We start from the raw sequence: 19,019 nt of genomic DNA, 5'->3' as shown, positions 1-19,019 counted from the left end.
TGCCGGTCGATCGCCGCGCGAGATCAGTTCAAACCGTCTCGAACGTTCCGCTGATCAAGGACTTTGCGGATCAGCCGCGCCAGCTCCGCGGGCCGGTAAGGCTTGCTCAGCAAGGTGATGTCAGGGTCGAGGCGGCCATCATGCGTCATGGCAGCATCCGGATATCCGGACATATAGAGCACCGCCACGCCGGGCCGCTGCCGCGTGACGGCGTCAGCAAGCTCGCGTCCGTTCATGCCGCCGGGCATGATGACGTCGGTGAACAGCAGATCAAACGTCACATGCTCGTTCAACAGAGCCAGCGCATCGGGACCATTGGCTGCGGTCATCGTGCGATAGCCGAGGTTCTTGAGTTGCGCCACCACATACCCACGCACCAGCTCATCGTCCTCGACGATCAAGATGGTCTCGCTGCCGCCTTGCGGCCCGGCTGTCGCGGCTACACTCGGGAGCGCGGCTCTTGCGACGCCGCGTGGCAGATATAGTGTGATCGTCGTTCCGCGCCCTTCCTCGCTGTCGATTTTGATGTGGCCGCCGGACTGCTTGACGAAACCATAAACCATGCTCAATCCGAGCCCTGTCCCCCTACCAAGTTCCTTGGTCGTGAAGAACGGCTCGAACACCTTGTCGCGGATCGCTGCCGGAATGCCAGCGCCGGTGTCGCTCACAGTGACCATGATGTAATCCCCGAGCATCCCTTCTGGACTGGTATCGAAAACCGACGGTTCAAAGCTCACATTGGCGCTGCTGAACACGATCTTGCCGCCGGCAGGCATCGCGTCGCGGGCATTGACGGCGAGATTTATCAGGGCAGTTGACAGCTGGCTTGGATCGATCAAGGCGTGCCAGCAATCGGTTTGCAGCGTCGAATTGATCGCGACCTGTTCGCCGAGCGTCGGTCGCAGCAGCCTCGCCGTATCATCGATGAGGTTGTTGATGTCGGTATCGCGCGGTTGCAAGGGCTGCTTACGAGCGAACGCCAGAAGCTGTCTGGTCAGATCGGCGCCGCGGCTCGCGGCCTCGTCGATCATGCGGCCGATGGAAGCAAGCTCAGGCTCGTCGGAAAGATGATCGATCAGGATTCCGATAGTCCCCGTGATCACGGTGAGGAGGTTATTGAAGTCGTGCGCCACTCCGCCGGTGAGCTGGCCGATCGCGTCCATCTTCTGCGATTGACGCAGCTGCTGCTCGAGGCGAAGACGATGAGTGATGTCGCGCCCGATGACGATGATCAGCTCCTGCCCGCCGGTCGACACGTGGGCCGCCGACATCTCCGTGTCGACACCCTTGGTGCCGGCCAGGCGCAGCTGAATCAATCCGGCCGAACCGGGCGTGAGCAAACTGTCGAGCTGGTTTGCTCCCGCGGGGGCCACAACAGACCGGAACGAGCGCCCGATAATGTCTTCACGGGATCGTTCGAGCATGGCCTCGGCCATGCGGTTCGCTTCGATCACCATGCCGCCTTGATCAAGCACCAGGATCGCGTCATGGGCCTGCTCCATAAGCAACCCATACTTCTCTTCCGCCTGCTTTCGCGCGGTCAGATCGAGCACGAAAGAGATGCTTTGATTGGGCGATCCCGCCACCGAGGCCGAGCCGATCAGCACGGGAATCCGGCTGCCGTCCTTTCTGAAGAACTCCTTCTCGCGGGGCGCAACCTCTCCCGTCAAGCGGAGTTGATCAATCCGTTCGACGTCGAGAGTTTCGTGTTTCGCCGGCGTCATCTCCTTCCAGCTGACCGCTCCGGACACCAGCTCCTGCCTGGAGTAACCGGTCATGCTCAGGAAGGCGTCGTTGGCATAGCTGATGTTGCCGTCTGCATCCCAGAACAGGATTCCGATGATGTTGGAATCGACGAGGCGTCGGATGCGGGCCTCGCGTTCCTGGAGATCGCGGTAGAGTAGGGTGTTCTCGAGCGAAATCGCGGCCTGAGCTGCCAACATCTCCAGCACCGCGACCCGGTCCGGTGTGAAGGCGTGCGTGGCCAGGGTGTTCTCGAAATAGAGCAACCCGGTCAGCTTGGCCTGCTTCATCAGCGGCAGGCAGAGGATCGATCTGGGACGCCGACGATTTACATAGTCTGCATCGCACAGCGGATCGGGCCGCGACGTGTCATCGAGGATGAGGGTCTTTTGCGTGCGAATGACATAGCGCAGCAGCGGCTCCGGACAATCGGGACCCGAAACGGGCGCCTGGCGCATCGCGACTGCGAACTCGTCGCCGTTAGACTGTCCCTCCGCTTCGATCCGGAAGTCATCGTGACGTGACAGGATCAACAGGCCGCGATCCGCGCCGGCGTTTTGCAGCGCGATTTTCATCAATGTCTCGATGAGCCGCGGCAGCTCAATTTCGCTGGATACGGCCTGCGACGCCTTGACCACCGAGGTGACGTCCAGTTGCGGAACCGACTCGCTTGCCTTCCCGGCAGCGCCACCGTCTTCCGCCACATGCAGCCGCGGGTAAAGACGCTCGAGCTGCTTCACTTTGGCATCGGCGCCCCAACGGCGATAGCCATAGCGAGCGTCGCGCAGATAAGCTTGGGCGATCTTCTCGAAACCGCGCGCTGCATAGAAACGCCCGGCCAATTCGTTGGCGATCGCCTCGTTATGGACAAAGCCGCTCGCGCGCGCCGCGCCGATCGCTCGATCGTAGCAATGCATCGCATCGAGCTCGCGGCCTTCGATGCGCGCGATCTCCGCCTCGACGAGCGCGGCGCGGTCCGCAAAATCCTCCGGGTTGATGTCGGCCCATTGCTGAAGTTGACGATGGTGGACGGCTATGGTCTCAAGACGCAGGGTGCGCTCCGCGGCGGTAGCCGCATCGTCGAGAGCGGCGTGCGCCAGCGCAGCGTAAAAGTGCAACTCCGCCCGATCGAACAGCGCCTTCGATGTCCACAGCAGCTCTTCGGCCTTCGACGTCACGGCAATGGCGGTCGGATCGTCAGCAAGGACGCGCGCCTGAAGCTTGCGGATCCAATACCAGTAAGCAGCGTGCACCAGCTGCGGATCCGCCTCCAGACGGCGCTCGAACTGCTCCTCGCTGAAATCGGCATCGTCGAAGCTGCCAAACTTGGGCGTCAGGCCGCGCAGCGTGCGGATCAGCTGCAACTGCCCGGTGATCCTGTCGACCGCGAGGTCAACCCGTGCCCGGCGCGCGAAGTCGATACCGGCTTCGGCCTCCCGCTGCACCTCCACAAGCGGATCGCCGCAGGCGAGAAGATGCGTCAGGAGGTGATGACGGGTAAAGCTCGCATAGTTGAAGTCGCCGTCCTGCTGCGCCGCGTCGAAGGCCCGCCGCAACAGCGGCCGCCCCGTCCGGACATGCCGCGTCCAGCTACCGAAGCCCAGATAGACGCGCGCCTTGAAGCGGCCCAATCCGTGCCTTTCTACCAAGTCAAGGCCGAGCTGGGCGAAGCGATAGCCCGCCTCGTAGTCGCCAAAGTCAGGCCCAAGCACGGTGCCGAGTACGATATAAGCAAGGCACGATGCGTCGGAGTTGCCGAATTCCAGGCTCAGATTTGTCATGCGCGCGATGATGAGGCGGCGCAGGTTCTCGTCGATGAACCAGGCGGGCGACACCAACACGGTGAGGACGTCCATGGTGCCGCGTGCGACCGGATCGGTCATCCGGGGCAGCTCCAGCAGCGCCTCGACCGGGCGCTCACCGATATGCCGCCACATCCGCTGGTATTCCTGCTCGACCTCCTCCGACGTCGGCTGCGCCGGCCACACGATGCCGACGCGGCGTAGATAGGCGAGGCCAATTTCGACGTCGCGGTCTTTTGGCTCCATTTGCAGTCGCGTGACGGCGGCGAGGTCGGGAAGAGTGGCTGCACGGCCCGCCAACTCGGCGAGGCGCGCTTTCGCAGCCTCGTGCTCGCCGGTCAGGAATTCGCACTCCGCACGTTGCATCGCCAGCGCGAAGCTGAGCGCATATTGCCGCTCCCAGCGGTCATCCGTCAGCATCGCCTCGCCGGAGCTGAAGTGGGCGAGCGCCATGGCAAAGGCCGTCGCCACCTTGGCGCGCCGGCCGGCCAACAGGTTCAGCTCGGCCAGTCTATCCCGCTCCTCCGTTGCGCTGATCAACGCCGCGCCGCGATTGAGCTGGCTCACGATTTCAAAGACGTTTGCCTCGATTGCTTCTTCTGCCGTGCGCGCCGCGAGCAATCGGCCGATCCGCAGATGGGTCGCGGGTCGGTCGTCTTCGGGGATCATCACGTAAGCCGCTTCCTGGAAGCGATCGTGGACAAATCGATATGCGCCCGCCTGGGGCTCGACCAATTCCTGGCGGACGGCCCGCCACAGGGCTGCATGCACCTGCTCCTCTGAAATTCCAAGCACGATCGAAAGCATCGCGGTCTCCGCGATGTTTCCGAGGCAGGCCATCTGCTGTAGGGCGGCCTGCGTCGCAGCCGGCAGTCGGGTGATCTTCCCGAGCATGAGGTCCACGACGTTATCGGTGTATCGCTTGGCGTGAATGCGATCGAGGTCCCAGGACCAGCATGCTGCGTCGTGGTCGAAGGCCAGCAGTCCCTCATCGGCAAGCGAGAACATGAACTGAATGGCAAAGAACGGATTGCCGCCGGTCTTGTCGAGCACCATCTGCGTGAACGGCGCCGCCTGCTCCGGCTCGCAGCGAAGCGCATCCGCAAGCAACTGCCCGAGATGCTTCCGGCCGAGCGGCGCAAGCGTGATCTCCGTGACCGTTCCGCCCGCGGCCTTGATGACGTCGAGCATGCGCATCAGGGGATGAGCGGCATCGACCTCGTTGTCGCGGTAGGCGCCGATCAGCATCAGGTGGTTCAGATCCGACCGCGTCAACAGATCCTCGAGCAGGTCGAGCGTTGCTGCGTCGAGCCATTGGAGATCGTCGAGAAACAGCACAAGCGGATGTTCGGGGCGGGCGAAGACGCCGATGAACCGCTTCAACACTCCCTGAAAGCGGGTTTGCGCCTGCTGCGGCGGAAGCTGCGGAACCGGCTGTTGTTCGCCGATGATGAGCCTGAGTTCGGGGATCAGGTCGACGATCAGCTGTCCATTTGGGCCCAGCGCCTCCAGAAAGTCGCGGTGCCACGCGCTCAGCTCCGTATCACTTTTGCCGAGAAGCGGCCGAACCAGGCTCTGGAATGCCTGTGCGAGCGTCGAGTACGGGACATCGCGTTTGTGGAGATCGAATTTGCCCGATGCGAAGAGCCCGCGCGACGGTACCTGAACCTTGTGCAGTTCATTGACGACCGAGGATTTGCCGATACCGGAATATCCCGAAACCAACACCAATTCCGGCACGCCGCTCCTGACGATGCGGCTGAAGGAGGCGAGCAAACTCTCGACCTCGCGCGCCCTCCCGTACAGCTTCTCGGGGATCAGCAGCCGATCCGGCGTGTCGTGCTGGCCAAGCGGGAATTCGTCGATGCGGTGCTGAGCCTCCCATTCGGCAAGACATCGCCGCAGGTCCCTCTCGGCGCCGGCCGCAGTCTGGTAACGCTCCTCGGCCATCTTGGCGAGCAGCTTCATGATGATCCGGGACACCGCAGGTGGCACATTCTCCAAGCGGTCGCTTGGCGGTGCTGGCTTTCTGGCGATATGGCAGTGCACCCACTCCATCGGATCGGTCGCGGTGAAGGGAAGCGCGCGGGTGAGCATTTGGTAGAGCGTGACACCGAACGAATACAGGTCGCTGCGGGAATCGATTGAGCGGTTCATGCGCCCGGTCTGCTCGGGCGCCATATAGGCGAGTGTGCCGGCGATCGATTCGAGGGGCGCCAGGGACTGTCGTTCTCGCGGCCGGCGCGACGCAAAGCCGAAGCCGGTAAGCCGCACGCTTGTTTCGGTGCGATTCACCAGGATGTTGGCCGGTTTGACGTCCTTGTGCACCAGACCGCACTGATGGACTTTGCCCAACGCTCCTGCGATTTGGATGGCGAGGCGCAGGAAGTCTCCCATCTCCATGGGTGCGTCCATTAGCCACGTGAGTGGCTCGCCGCCGAAGTCTTCGAGCACGAGAATGGTTCGGGCGCGATCGTGCAGAAGCTCCAGCGGCTTCGCTGCCCAGGCGCCGTCCAGTTCGTCCTTCAATCCGAACTCGTGCGCAAGACGATCAAGGCTCTGTGGACTTGGATGCTCCGCTGCCGGGAGCACGGCCAGTACGATATTTCGCTCGCCGTCGCTGTTTTCACGGCAGGCGCGGCACAACAGAATTCCTTCGTCGTCACACAGGACCTGCTGACCGTGGACCCAGCCTGCGCCCAAAAACGATGAAAGGTTCATGTCGGTAAACCATGCGCGGCCGAACTCCGATCCCGAGCCGAACGGCTCGCCCGGTTGCTCCACACTAGCCCCCTGAAGTCGCCGCGCTGCAGCAATGCGACGTCAGCAAATCTCTCTATTCGCTCGCGCCGGTCATAAGAGGCAGGGCGAACGCGTGACGAGCGGCACAACTGGCCGGCCCTCACGCCCGTACCCCGGCATTCGATTCAATCAGCTTATGGAAAACGCATTTAAAACGTATCACTTGTCTCAATTTCGTCAACTTGCCCCGTCGCAAGAGCGGATTGCCAATTCTACATGCAAAAGTCTGCTTCCGGAAATTCAGCAACCTAGAGGGGTGTATTGGTTGGAGCTGAATTCGGTATCACTCTCATGCTACGATTTTCTCCCTGGAACGAGCGCAGGCAGCGGAAGTGACCCGACGTGATTGAACAGGAATACGACACGATCATCGTCGGCGGAGGCTCAGCTGGAGCGACGCTGGCCGCGCGCCTTAGCGAAGACCCGACGCATCGCGTGCTGCTGCTCGAGGCCGGGCAAGATCTGCGCACCGCGACCACGCCGGAACACATCCGCATTCCGAACCCGATGCACGCCATCGGCGATGACGACTTCCGCTGGCCGAGGCTCCTGGCGCGACGCACCGAGCGGCAGCCGCCGCTGCTGCTCTGGCGCGGCCGTGCCATGGGCGGCAGCTCCACAATCAACGGCCAGATCGCGATCCGCGCCGTGCCCGACGATCTCGACCGCTGGGCGGCCGCGGGCTGCACGGGCTGGTCGTGGGACGAGATCCTGCCCTATTTCTGCAAGCTCGAGACCGACAAGAATTTCCCCGACGCGTCCTATCACGGCGATCGTGGTCCGATCCCGGTGTATCGAGCTCCGATCCCCGATTGGGGCAATGTCGACCGGGCGTTGCGTTCGTCCGCGCTTGCCCTCGGCTATGGCTGGTGTGAGGACCACAACGCGCCGACCGGCACCGGCGTCTCGCCCTATGCCATCAATAGCGACGCCGGACTGCGGATCTCCACCAATGACGGCTATCTGGAGCCGGCGCGCGGCCGCGCCAACCTCGACATCGTCGGTCATGCCCTGGTCGACACCATCACCTTCGAAGGCAACCGGCTGCACGCCAGCGGCGTCCGGGTCCGCGTGAACGGCCAATCCTATACGCCCCGCGCGGCGCGTGAGGTGATCCTCTGCGCTGGCGCCATCCATTCGCCGGCCATCCTGCAACGCTCCGGCATCGGGCCTGTCGCCCTGTTGGAGACGCTCGGCATCCCGATCCGCGCGGACTTACCGGTGGGTGAGAACTTGCTCGACCATCCGATCGTGAACGCACTGCTGCATTTGCGCGAAGGCAGCCAAGTGAGCACGCTGATGCACCGGCACACCAATTGCTGCCTGCGCTACTCGTCTGGCCTCGCAGGCGCCGGCGACAACGACATGATCATGATCGCCGGCAATCTCGCACGCTCCCGGCAATCGATGGCTGATGTGGCGCTGGGACGCATCGCCGTCTCCGTCTATCAGGCCTTCAGCCAGGGCTATGTCCGTATCACCACGACCGACCCCGACGTCGATCCGGAGGTCGAGGAGCGCATGCTGTCTGACCCCCGCGATCTGGTGCGCCTGCGCGACGGCGTTCGCCGCCTGCGCGATATCTGCCTGCAACCTGGTGTGACCGATATTGCTCACCGCGTTGATTATGGCGCCAGCGGTCGCCCGATGGACGAGCCGCTTAGCGACACAGAGCTGGATGACTGGCTGTTCGCCGAGTGCAGCGACGCGCAGCATGCGAGCGGCACATGCCGCATGGGCGCACCGGACGATGCGCGCTCGGTCGTCGATCACGAATGCCGAGTGATCGGATGCACGGGGTTGCGTGTGATCGACGCCTCGATCATGCCGGAGGTCCCGCGCGCCAACACCCATTTGACCACGGTCGCCATTGCTGAGTGCATGGCGGATCGGTTGAAAGGGGCGAGGTAAGAGGCAGTGCCGCCGGCCACCGAGTGATTGCTTGAAGATGAAATTCCGAGTCTGGATCGGACTTCGCCGCAACGCGCCTCTCAGCGTCGATTCCTAGAAATCCGAGACCTTTCCGACGCTGAGTCCAGCAAAGCGATCTGGCCGGTAGGGCCTTGGATCCACGATTGGCGCCGCGCCGGTCGCAATGTCGGCGATCAGATGGCCCGCCCCAGGACCGATGCCAAAGCCGTGGCCGCTGAAGCCCGCAGCCAATATCAAACCAGGCAAACGCGATACCTCGCCAATGACTGGCACGCCATCAGGCGTCGAATCGATGTAGCCCGCCCATGCAGCAGTGATCTTCGTGTCCCTCAGTGCGGGTAGCAGCTCGAGGGCGCGTCGATGAGTGAGTTCGATTGTGCTTCGATCAGGCGCCGGATCGAGAATACGAACGCGCTCCATCGGTGTCGGACCATTGATGTGCCAACGGCGTAGCGTTTCATGTCCCGACCGCGCGCCTTCGAGACCACCGGGGAGCAGACTGCGCCGGCGTCGCAAGAACATCGGCAGGAATTGCGGAGCAAAGCGGAGCTGCTGGGCAGTCGGATCGATGCGGCCCCGGCCGCTGATGGCGAGTGTATAACCGCCATCGCCGCGTTTCGTAACCGAAATGGCCGCGGTGTGGAGCGCGTCGGGCAGGCCCTTCGTACCGCCGGAGACGGACAGAATGGACGAGCGGATCGAGGCGAGCGGAAGCCGGATACCGGCCTGCTGGCAGAACGACGAGGACCACGCGCCGCCCGCCAATATGGCGACACGCGTGCGAATTGTGCCGCGCTCTGTCACGACCGCGCTCACGCGGCCGCCCTCGGTCTCTAGCCCGCGCGCCGCGCACATCTGGTGCACGGTGCTTCCATGCCTGAGGATGGTCCGCGCCACCGCCGGCGCAGCATTGGCGGGATCGGCGATGCCGTCGGTTGGCGAGAAGACCCCGCCCTTCCAGGCGCGCCCCGTCGCGGCGCCGCGCTGCGTTGCCGCGGTCGCATCGAGCATGTGCGTGGTGACGCCGACCGTTCGCGCGAACTCGCGCCAGCGTGCCCAGCCAGCGAGCTCGGCCTCGTCGTTGCTGAGATACAGAAGGCCGCAGCGGGAGAAACCCGTGCTCTCGCCGCTCTCAGCGCCAAAGCTCTCCCACAAGTCCAGGCTCTTGGTCGCTATCGGCAACTCTCGAGCATCGCGGTTTTGCTGGCGGCACCAGCCCCAGTTTCGGCTGGACTGCTCGGCTCCGATCCGTCCCTTCTCCACGAGAGCGACGCTGAGGCCTCGCAGGGTGAGATAGTAGGCCGCGAACACCCCGATGATGCCGCCCCCGATGACCACCACATCGGCGCTGGAGGGAAGATCCGGCGAGGTCTCGATATGGCTGAGTGGCGCGGGCATCCTGGCTTCCTGGATTTCGGTCGTCGCAGCATAAGTCGTGCATCGCCGCGGGCGGCGCTGGATTCGATGGTAGCCCAGCATTTTATGCTGTATGCTCGCTGTGCCACAAAACAGCGTCCTGGCTGGAAGATACGATGTCAGCGATAAGACGATGGATGCGGGGTGAGTGAGCTTTCGGCTCGTTGTGCCAAATTTTCTGCTGTGCCTCTTGGCGCGTGCTCAACGGAGAGACACCAATGAAGCTGGATCGGATCGACATCAAGATCCTCCACGAGCTCCAGAAGAACGGCCGCATCACCAATGTCGAGCTCGCCGAGCTGGTCAATCTGTCACCCAGTCCATGTCTCATGCGTGTGAAGAGATTGCAGACCGAGGGCTACATCGAGGGCTACGCGGCGCTGATCAACGTGCGCAAGCTGGGACAGACGTTGACCGTGTTCACCGAAGTAACGTTGAAGAACCATAGACAAATCGACTTTGCTCGTTTCCTGGCGGCGGTCGACAAGGTCGACCAGCTGATCGAATGCCATCTCGTCTCGGGAGGTTACGACTACATGATGAAGTTTGTGACCGCCAGCATCGGCGAGTACCAGACGATCATGGAGCGCCTGACGGACATGGATATCGGCATCGACAAGTATTTCAGCTTCGTCGTCCTCAAGTCGCCCATCGTACGCTCGCAGATGCCGCTGACCAGCCTGTTTTCGGCCTGATCGCCAGCGGCACCAGCCGCTTCTACTGATGACTATAGGCGCGTACCTCTTCGGGATTCTGTTCCAGATTGTCGAGCCAGCCAGGATCGAGCTTGGGCACCGAAGAGAACAGCAGCCGCGTATAAGGGTGCTGCGGGGTCGCCAGTCCGGTCGACGCGATCTGCTCGACCTTCTGGCCGCGATACATCACGACGATCTCGTCGCAGATCGCCTCGACGACCGACAGGTCGTGGCTGATGAAGACATAGGAAATGCCGAGTTCGCGCTGCAACTCCTTCAGCAGTTCAACCACCGCAGCCGCCACGACCGTGTCGAGCGCCGACGTGATTTCGTCGCACAGGATCAGCGTCGGTTCGGCCGCAAGTGCTCGCGCAAAATTCACCCGCTGCTTTTGGCCGCCTGAAAGTTCTCCTGGCAATCGATGGCGCACGGATTTGGGGAGACGGACCAGATCGAGAAGCTCGCTGACGCGCGCATCGCGCGCCTTGCCCCGCATGCTGTGGTAGAAGGTGAGGGGACGCCTCAGGATGTCCTCCACCGACTTCGCCGGGTTGAGTGCGGTGTCGGCATGCTGGAACACGATTTGAATCTGGCGGAGTTCGTTGCGGGTGCGATTGCGGCCGGCCTTCCCCAATTCGCGACCGTTGAAGATGATGTCGCCGGCATGAGCGGGCAGGATCCCGGCAATCGCCCGGGCCAGCGTTGACTTGCCGCAACCGGACTCCCCGATGATGCCGAGATTTCGCCCCCGATCCAGCCTGAGGCTGACCGCCTGGACGGCATTGATCAGCGGCTGTCCATCGCGCGAGCGGGGTCCGTAGCCGACCGTCAGATTGTCGACCTGAAGTAGCGGGCGCTTCGTCGTGCCCTCGTCTTCAGGCTCCCGCTGCTGAGTCTTCGGCCTGAACGCGGCCAGCAGCTGCCTTGTATAGGGGTGCTGGGCCTCTTCGAGGATATCATTGGTCGTCCCCATTTCCTGGACAGTGCCGTCCTTGAGCACGACGATCCTGTCGGCGATCTGGGCCACCACGGCCAGATCGTGTGAGACGTAGATGCCGGCAATGTTGTGCTGCGCCGTGACAGCCTTGAAGGCCCGCAGCACCTCAACCTGCGTCGTGACGTCGAGCGCCGTGGTGGGCTCGTCGAAGATGACGACCTTCGGCTGGCCGATCAGAGCCATCGCGGCGGCAAGGCGCTGCAACTGACCGCCCGAGACCTGGTGCGGATAGCGGTTGCCGATTGTGTCCGGGTCCGGCAGCGACAGTGCCTTGAACAGTGAAAGCGCTTTTGCTTGCGCCTCGGCAGGCGACATGAGCCGGTGGATCCGCGCCACCTCGACAACTTGATCCATGATGGTGAGCGCGGGGTTGAAGGCGGCCGCAGCGCTCTGTGGCACGTAGGCGACGCTCGTGCCGCGAATGCCGGCGCGTTCCGCTTCCGAAAGCTTCATCATGTCAACGCCGGCCAGGCGCACCTCGCCGCCGGTGATTGCGCAGCCTGGCCTTGTGTAGCCCATGAGCGTCATGGCAATCGTGGTCTTGCCTGAGCCGCTTTCGCCGATAAGGGCGAGGATCTCGCCTTCGGCGATGTCGAGGCTGACACCCTTGATGATCTCGACCCGTCTGCCGGCGTCGGTCGTTGCCTCAACCCTGAGATTGCGGATCTCGACGAGGTTTCCCGTCATTCGGCGCTCCGGTCGCGGATCCTGCTCGGCAGGTTGTCGATCAGAAGATTGACGCTGATGGTCAGACTCGCGATGGCGAGCGAAGGGAAGATCACTGCCGGTGCGCCAAAGGGCAGGCCGCCGATGTTTTCACGAACCAGCGCCCCCCAGTCGGCATAGGGTGGTTGCACGCCGAGTCCGAGGAAGGAGAGGCCGGAGAGCAGCAGCACGATGAAGACGAAGCGCAAGCCGAGATCGGCAAGCACGGGACCGAGTATGTTGGGAAGGATCTCGGAGGCGATGAGATAGGGCAGGCCTTCGCCGCGAATGCGGGCGACCACCACGAAGTCCATCGTGTTGACATTGACGGCGAGCGCGCGGGCGAAGCGATAGGCGCCCGGGGTGTAGATGACCGAGAGCGTCGCAATCAGCGCAGGGATCGACGAGCCGACCGCGGCGACCACGACGAGGCCGAACAGCTTGCTGGGAATCGAGTTGAGCGCATCGAGAAATCGGCTCAGGACGGTGTCGAGCCATCCTCCGGCAACTGCCGCCGTCATGCCGAGTGCGACGCCGCTGAAACAGGCGATCGAGACGGCGGCGAGCGAGATGCCGAGCGTGTAGCGCGCGCCCATCAGGACGCGCGAAAAGATGTCGCGGCCGAGATAGTCGGAGCCAAACCACAGGTCTCGACTGACAGGTCCGAAATAATCGGTGTCGACGATCTCGCCGACGGAATGCGGGATAATGCGCGGAGCGAAAAGGGCGATGCCGGCCCAGAGAAGGAGTATGCCCAGCGCCGACAGGCCTATGAGATTGAAGCGATAGCCCAATCGCATGCCGAGCCGGCCGAACAAGCTCGGTTGCTTCATCGGAGCCTCGGATTGGACAGGACTGCGATGATGTCGGCCGCCGTGATCAATGCCAGATAACCCAGGCAGAAGATCATTGCGCATGTTTGGATCAGCGGCAGGTCGCGGGTCGAAACGGCATCGACCATCAGCTTGGCGATGCCTGGATAGTTGAAGATGGTCTCCACGATAATCACGCCGCCGAGCAAATAGGACAGGGAGAGCGCAATCGAATTGACGATAGGGCCAAGCGCATTGGGCAATGCATGTCTCAGCACCAGCCGGGGCCGCGAGGCGCCCTTGAGGAGCGCCATCTCCACATAGGGCGTGTTCAACGTCTCGACCACGGCGGCGCGCGTCATGCGGATCATCTGCGCGGAAACGCCGATCGTGAGTGTTGCGACCGGCATGGCGTAGATTCGCATCAGATCATAGAACGACTTGACCTCGTTGGTGAGGGAAAGGGCCGGCAGCCATTTGAGATAGACTGCGAAGAGCAGCACCGCGAGCGTCGCAATCATGAACTCCGGCACCGAGATGATGCCGATGGTCCCGATGGTCACGATGCGGTCGTACAGCGTGCCGCGCCACATCGCAGAGGTGATACCAAGTGTCAGCGCGAGCGGCACGGCAATCGCGGCGGTCAATCCGGCGAGCTTCAGCGTATTGACAAACCGTCCGCGTATCAGGGTGGCGACCGGCACATTGTTCGCATAGGACGTGCCGAAATCACCCTGAAAGAGGCCGGCCATCCATCTCAGGAATCGAATGATCGCGGGATCGTTGAGATGCATCGCCTTGCGCAGGCCCTCGACGGCTTCCGGCGTCGCGGATTGCCCGAGCAGGATCGTAGCTGTATCACCGGGCAGGAGCGCGGTCGCAGAGAAGACGGCGAAGGAAACGATCACGAGGGTAATCAAGGCGATGAGAAGCCGCCTCACCACAAGCGACGAAACCTGTCTTCTCACATTCGCGCTCCCGCACCACGCTCGTCATTTGCTTCAGCCCCGGTTCCCATGGCCGGAGCCGTGACCTCGCCGACGCCGATCAGGCGGTAAGCCAGACGTACTCGGCGAAAGCGTAGCCCATCATGCCGCCGAGCGGGTTGGGCTCCAGTCCCTTCAGCTTGGCAGTGATGGCATCCACGTTGGAGATGTAGGCCGGAATGATGGTGCCGGCTTGTTCCGATACCAGGACCTGCATCTCATTGTACATCTCGCGACGCTTGGCCTGATCGAGCGAGCCGCGAGCTTCGAGCAGCATCTTGTCGAATTGTTCCGAGCTGAACCGGCTCTCATTCCATGGCGCATCCGACTTGTAGAGCAGGGAGAACAGGATGTCGGGCGTCGGACGCGGGTTGATATTGCCGAAATGGATCGGCGCTTTCAGCCAGTAGTTGCTCCAGTAGCCATCGGAGGGCACGCGCTTCACGTCGAGCTTCATACCGATCTGGGCGGCGGTTGCCTGGACAATCATCGCCATGTCGATCGCCGAACCGGCCGCCTCGGAGGTGATGATCTCGATGGTCTGACCGAGGACGCCGGCCTTCTGGAAATGGAATTTGGCCTTGTCCAGGTCGAACGATTTCGGCTTGAGAGTCGCATTGTGGTAGACGTTGGCGGGCGATACGGGCTGGTCGTTGCCAACGACACCGAAGCCGCGCAGGGCCGATTTGACGATCTGTTCGCGGTTGACCACGTATTTCATGCCCTCTACGAAATCGCGGTTGTTGCCGGGCGCCATGTCCATGCGCATGTTCAGGTCGGTGTAGGTCCCCGACGTGCTGGTGGACAGCACGAAGCCGCTCTGGCCGTCGAGGAGGCGCACCGATCGCGGGTTGATCGAGGCCGCGAGATGAATATCGCCGGACAGCAGCGCATTGATCCGGGCGTTTTCATCGGGGATGGCGAAGAACTCGAATGAATCGACGTTCGGGCCGCCTTTGAAATAGTTCGGATTCCGCATGCCGACCGAGCGCTCGCCGGGGGTGAACTGCTTGCACGTGAAGGCGCCGGTCCCGTTACCCGAGGAGAAATCGGTGGTGCCGTCGGCCACGATCATGAAGTGATGCATCGACAGGATCGTCGGCAGATCAGAGTTGGGGCTCGCCAGCGTGACCTCGACGGTGTTCTTGTCGACGGCCTTGAAGTCGGTCATCTGGGAAGCGATCGCCGCGACCTTCGAACCGGTCGCCTTGTCCAGATGGCGCTTCAGCGAAAAGATGACGTCGTCGGCGCTGAGGTCCTTGCCGCTGTGGAAGGTGACGCCCTTCTTCAGCTTGATCGTCCAGGTCTTGGCATCGCCGCTTTCGATCGACTCGGCGAGCTCCATCTGGGGCACGCCGGTCTGGTCGAGAAATGTCAGGCGGTTGTAGAAGGAGCAGCAACGCACATAGTCGGTCGAGAGCGAGGCTTTGGCCGGGTCGAGCGTGTCGGCGGTCGAGGAGGACCAGGCCGCCGCTTTCATGGCGCCGCCCTTCACGGGCGTCGCCGCCACCGCTTCCGACGCGCGGCCGAAGACAGCGCTGGCGGCAGCCAGAGCCACACCATTGGCGAGCATCAACTTCAGAAGGTCGCGGCGCGAAGCCCCGCGACGAATAGCGCTCTCGACCATGGCATCGTCTGAACAAGACCAGTTCGTCGTCGTGTCGCTCATGTTAATCCCTCGTCGCTGGAAGGCTACGGCTCATGCTGCGGTGAGCGGCAGATTGTTCTGTCGCGCAATTGGGGTGGACGCCGGCGCGGTCCCGTCAAAACGACCATGCCGCGTCTCCACTCAGGAGTGCATTCCTTCCCGCGATCGAAGTCTCGCAGGATAGTCCCGCGGCTTCGGTCGAAAAAACCGTGGGCCGCGGCACAAAATTGCGAAGATGCCTCGCTTTCTAGTATTTCGAGCCTGCGTGCAGCTGACTCCTTGTGCATGCCTATTAATATTGCAGCGCGGCGCAAACTTCAGCATAGGCCAGCGATGCAACCGGGTGGACGAGATGTGCTCGATCAAACTCGATGAGCGAATTGCTGAGCATCAAAGTCTCAGCTTATCCGAAAGCCTGACTGGCGAGGGCGAATGTGGTCAATGGCGCGCAGCTGGATCGCGCAACGACAGGGCGCTGCATGGCAATGCCCTCGTCCACCCGGACGAGTCCCCTGTCTGCGAGCCAGGCCCCTAATTGAGAGGACTCGGCAGTATCCACGCGAACGAAGCGTCCTTCCCGCTCGGCCATGAAATAGGCGAGCAGAGCCTTCCCATCGTCCGCGTTCGTGGCCACGACGGGACCGATCACCTCGCCTCTGCCGAATCGGCGCAGCGCCGCAAATCCGGTAAGCCCCTGGCCGTTGCAGAGCACAGCGAGTTGGCCGACCTTCGCGAGCGTACGAAGCAGATCTCTCCGGTCTGCGCCGTACGCGCTTCTGTCGAGCTCGAGGATCCCGAAGATATCGCGCGACTCGGCCGGCCGGGCTTTAGTGGGCGGGGCGACATGCAGGACCTGTCCTTGATGCTGGACGATGGTTCCGGCCCGGCAAAAGCCGAGCTTTTGATAGAGTGGCAGGCCCTCGCCCGTTGCAATGAGCCTCAGCGCGCGCGAACCCGCCAGCGTGGTGACGGCCTTCATGAGCTGACGGCCCAATCCGCGCCCGCGGGCGGCTTCATCGACGATGACCATGTTGATGGTTGCGACATCCCTCTTGTAGGGCGTCATCAGAACCGTCCCGAGCACGGTTGAAGCATTCGCCGCCATTGCGACGAATCCCGCGCTCAGATCGAGTGCCATTTGCCAGTCCTCGAGGCGGTGCGGCCAGCCGGCTTGACGCGAAAGGCGCAACGCACCTTCGAGATGTTCGGGGCGGAAGGCGCTGAGCGATATGGTGCTCGGGATCATCGACCGGTTTTTCTGTCCGGCACCAGTCTCGTATTTTGGCGATACGCAGATCGTCTGAAGGCCGCCGCACGAACGACATCTTCCACCGCAGCCGGCGAAAAAGCCGCATCTTATGCCGCGCTGGCGCTCTATTGTTGCGGTCCTGACATCGTGCGAGCGCACCAGGACAGGAATGATGAGCCAGTTTCGCCCGAAATACGTGACCTTCGACTGCTACGGCACGCTGACGAATTTCCAGATGGCGGAAGCGGCGCAGGATCTCTATTGCGCGCATCTCCCTGAACCGCAGATGGCTGCGCTCGTGCGGGATTTCGCGGCGTATCGGCTCGACGAGATTCTCGGCGACTGGAAACCCTATGCCGACGTGATCCACAACGCGCTGGAGCGCGCCTGCAAGCGCAATGACGTTGCTTTCAAGGCCGAGCATGCACGGATAGTCTACGACCGGGTGCCGAGCTGGGGGCCGCATCCCGACGTTCCCGCCGGCCTTGCCAAGGTCGCCAAGGAGATTCCGCTCGTCATCCTCTCCAACGCCATGAATGCGCAACTGCCGTCCAACGTGGCGAAGCTAGGAGCGCCGTTTCACGCCGCGTTCACGGCCGAACAGGCACAATCCTACAAGCCTCGCATGAAGGGCTTCGAGTTCATGTTCGATACGCTGGGCTGCGGGCCTGAGGACGTGGTGCACTGCTCCTCGTCCTTCCGCTATGACCTGATGACGGCTCACGACCTCGGCATCAAGAACAAGGTGTGGGTCAATCGGGGGCACGAGCCCGCCAACCCCTATTATGGCTATGTCGAGATCAAGGACATCGGCGGTCTGCCAGGTGTGTTCGGGCTCTGAGCCGGCGGGATCTGTCGTGAAATACGTCTCCTACTGGCACGATACCGCACCACGCTTCTCCGGCGGCGCCGAAGGTCCCGTCGAGGGGCACTACGACGTTGCGGTGATCGGCGGTGGCTTCACGGGTCTGGGAGCTGCGCGCCAGTTCGCGAAGGCGGGTACGAAGGTTGTCGTTCTCGAAGCGGACCGGGTGATCGGCGGCGCATCGGGCCGGAACGGCGGGCATCTCAACAATGGTCTGGCCCACAGCTATCTCGCTGCCAAGACTGAATTGGGCAAGGAGCGAGCCATCGCGCTTTACCGCGCGCTCGACGCCTCGATCGACACGCTCGAAGCGTTGATCGCGGAGGAGGGCATCGCGTGCGATTTTCGCCGCGCCGGCAAGCTGAAGCTCGCCTCCAAGCCGAAGCATTTCGATGCCATCGCGCGCAATTTCGAAGTGGTCCATCGCGAGGTTGATCCGGACACAGCATTGCTGTCCGCCCGGGATCTCGGCGCGGAGATCGGCTCGCCCTTCTTTGGCGGAATGCTCTCGAAGAAGAGCGCGATGATGCATATGGGTCGCTATGGCGTCGGACTGGCCGAGGCCGCCAAGCGCCGCGGCGCGATCGTCTTCGAGCAGGCACCGGTCACGGCGCAGGCGCGCGAAGGATCGCGGCATCGCCTGACGACGCCTCGCGGCAGCGTCACCGCCGATCAGGTGCTGCTTGCGACGGGCGCCTATACCACGCCCAATTTCGGTTACTTCCGGCGACGCCTCGTCGCCGTCGGCAGCTTCATCATAGCGACCCGGCCGCTGGACGCGGCCGAAATCGCGGCCGTCATGCCCGGCAATCGCACCTGCGTCACGTCGATGAATGTCGGCAATTATTTTCGCCTGGCATCCGACAATCGTCTGATATTCGGCGGACGGGCGCGCTTCTCGGCGACATCGGACCAGCGCTCCGACGCAAAGAGCGGCGCCATTCTCGTTGACGGTCTCACGCGAATCTTTCCGCAACTCGCCGGCATAGAGATCGACTATTGCTGGGGTGGCCTCGTCGACATGACCGGCGACCGCTTCCCGCGCGCGGGCTATCAGGACGGGCTGTGGTATGCGATGGGTTATGCTGGCCATGGCGCGCAGCTGTCGACCCATCTCGGCATGATCATCGCCGATGCGATGCTTGGACGCGAAGACCGGAATCCGATGAAGGACCTCGACTGGCCTGCGGTGCCCGGCCACTTTGGCAAGCCGTGGTTCCTGCCGCTGGTGGGAATGTACTACAAGATGCTTGATCGCATTCAGTAGCCTGACGGGGACAAATGCGCGCGCTCGCAGAGGGCCGATCTGTCTTGAGCGTTTGCCGGGATAGCGGGGAGGGCGCGGATGTGCGCCTTCTCCGCTCCGT

General features: G+C 62.7%; 11 protein-coding genes. 4 read left to right on the top strand and 7 right to left on the bottom strand.

The features are described 5' to 3' along the window. Positions 1-23 precede the first annotated feature (23 nt). Positions 24-6,266, bottom strand: coding sequence for an AAA family ATPase (locus UP06_RS37325; protein ID WP_045008860.1), 6,243 nt, complete (start codon positions 6,264-6,266; stop codon positions 24-26). 423 nt (positions 6,267-6,689) lie between these two features. Between UP06_RS37325 and UP06_RS37320 the strand changes: the two genes are divergently transcribed. Continuing rightward, the gene (locus UP06_RS37320; RefSeq protein ID WP_045008613.1) at positions 6,690-8,258 is read left to right on the top strand and encodes a GMC family oxidoreductase; all 1,569 of its coding nucleotides are present in this window, start codon (positions 6,690-6,692) and stop codon (positions 8,256-8,258) included. 93 nt (positions 8,259-8,351) lie between these two features. Here the strand turns inward: UP06_RS37320 and UP06_RS37315 are convergent, their stop codons facing one another. Then, positions 8,352-9,677 carry an NAD(P)/FAD-dependent oxidoreductase gene (locus UP06_RS37315; RefSeq protein ID WP_045008612.1) on the bottom strand — a complete coding sequence of 442 codons (1,326 nt, stop codon included), beginning with the start codon at positions 9,675-9,677 and terminating at the stop codon, positions 8,352-8,354. Between the two features lie 236 nt (positions 9,678-9,913). Between UP06_RS37315 and UP06_RS37310 the strand changes: the two genes are divergently transcribed. After that, entirely contained in the window at positions 9,914-10,390 is a 477-nt protein-coding gene (locus UP06_RS37310) for an Lrp/AsnC family transcriptional regulator (RefSeq protein WP_045008859.1), read from the top strand. A gap of 22 nt (positions 10,391-10,412) precedes the next feature. Here the strand turns inward: UP06_RS37310 and UP06_RS37305 are convergent, their stop codons facing one another. From UP06_RS37305 to UP06_RS37285, 5 genes are all read right to left on the bottom strand, one after another. Then, positions 10,413-12,074, bottom strand: coding sequence for an ABC transporter ATP-binding protein (locus UP06_RS37305; protein WP_045008611.1), 1,662 nt, complete (start codon positions 12,072-12,074; stop codon positions 10,413-10,415). Further along, positions 12,071-12,925, bottom strand: coding sequence for an ABC transporter permease (locus UP06_RS37300; protein ID WP_045008610.1), 855 nt, complete (start codon positions 12,923-12,925; stop codon positions 12,071-12,073). The genes UP06_RS37305 and UP06_RS37300 overlap by 4 nt, the downstream gene beginning before the upstream one ends. Then, positions 12,922-13,872, bottom strand: a complete 951-nt coding sequence (locus UP06_RS37295; protein WP_045008609.1) for an ABC transporter permease — start codon at positions 13,870-13,872, stop codon at positions 12,922-12,924. The genes UP06_RS37300 and UP06_RS37295 overlap by 4 nt, the downstream gene beginning before the upstream one ends. Positions 13,873-13,951: 79 nt before the next feature. Then, positions 13,952-15,559, bottom strand: coding sequence for an ABC transporter substrate-binding protein (locus tag UP06_RS37290; protein WP_045008608.1), 1,608 nt, complete (start codon positions 15,557-15,559; stop codon positions 13,952-13,954). A gap of 382 nt (positions 15,560-15,941) precedes the next feature. Further along, the gene (locus tag UP06_RS37285; protein WP_045008607.1) at positions 15,942-16,784 is read right to left on the bottom strand and encodes a GNAT family N-acetyltransferase; all 843 of its coding nucleotides are present in this window, start codon (positions 16,782-16,784) and stop codon (positions 15,942-15,944) included. Positions 16,785-16,959: 175 nt separating this feature from the next. Here UP06_RS37285 and UP06_RS37280 point away from each other — a divergent pair, with 175 nt between their 5' ends. Together UP06_RS37280 and UP06_RS37275 are read left to right on the top strand one after the other, a co-directional pair. Then, on the top strand, positions 16,960-17,628 hold the full coding sequence (locus tag UP06_RS37280; protein WP_045008858.1) for a haloacid dehalogenase type II: 669 nt from the start codon (positions 16,960-16,962) through the stop codon (positions 17,626-17,628). A 16-nt stretch (positions 17,629-17,644) separates the two neighbouring features. Beyond that, a complete protein-coding gene (locus UP06_RS37275; RefSeq protein WP_045008606.1) occupies positions 17,645-18,919 on the top strand; it encodes an NAD(P)/FAD-dependent oxidoreductase in 1,275 nt (424 codons plus the stop codon). Positions 18,920-19,019 lie beyond the last annotated feature (100 nt).

The sequence above is a fragment of the Bradyrhizobium sp. LTSP857 genome, from assembly GCF_000938285.1.
GTDB lineage: Bacteria > Pseudomonadota > Alphaproteobacteria > Rhizobiales > Xanthobacteraceae > Bradyrhizobium.
The sequence above is the reverse complement of the archived record's forward strand: the minus strand, read 5'-3'. Positions and strand labels throughout refer to the sequence as shown.

Bases quoted from the DNA above. Each gene is read 5' to 3' on its own strand.
- UP06_RS37325 (WP_045008860.1), bottom strand. From the start codon at position 6,266: ATGAACCTTTCATCGTTTTTGGGCGCAGGCTGGGTCCACGGTCAGCAG.
- UP06_RS37315 (WP_045008612.1), bottom strand. From the start codon at position 9,677: ATGCCCGCGCCACTCAGCCATATCGAGACCTCGCCGGATCTTCCCTCC.
- UP06_RS37310 (WP_045008859.1), top strand. From the start codon at position 9,914: ATGAAGCTGGATCGGATCGACATCAAGATCCTCCACGAGCTCCAGAAG.
- UP06_RS37305 (WP_045008611.1), bottom strand. From the start codon at position 12,074: ATGACGGGAAACCTCGTCGAGATCCGCAATCTCAGGGTTGAGGCAACG.
- UP06_RS37300 (WP_045008610.1), bottom strand. From the start codon at position 12,925: ATGAAGCAACCGAGCTTGTTCGGCCGGCTCGGCATGCGATTGGGCTAT.
- UP06_RS37290 (WP_045008608.1), bottom strand. From the start codon at position 15,559: ATGAGCGACACGACGACGAACTGGTCTTGTTCAGACGATGCCATGGTC.
- UP06_RS37285 (WP_045008607.1), bottom strand. From the start codon at position 16,784: ATGATCCCGAGCACCATATCGCTCAGCGCCTTCCGCCCCGAACATCTC.
- UP06_RS37280 (WP_045008858.1), top strand. From the start codon at position 16,960: ATGAGCCAGTTTCGCCCGAAATACGTGACCTTCGACTGCTACGGCACG.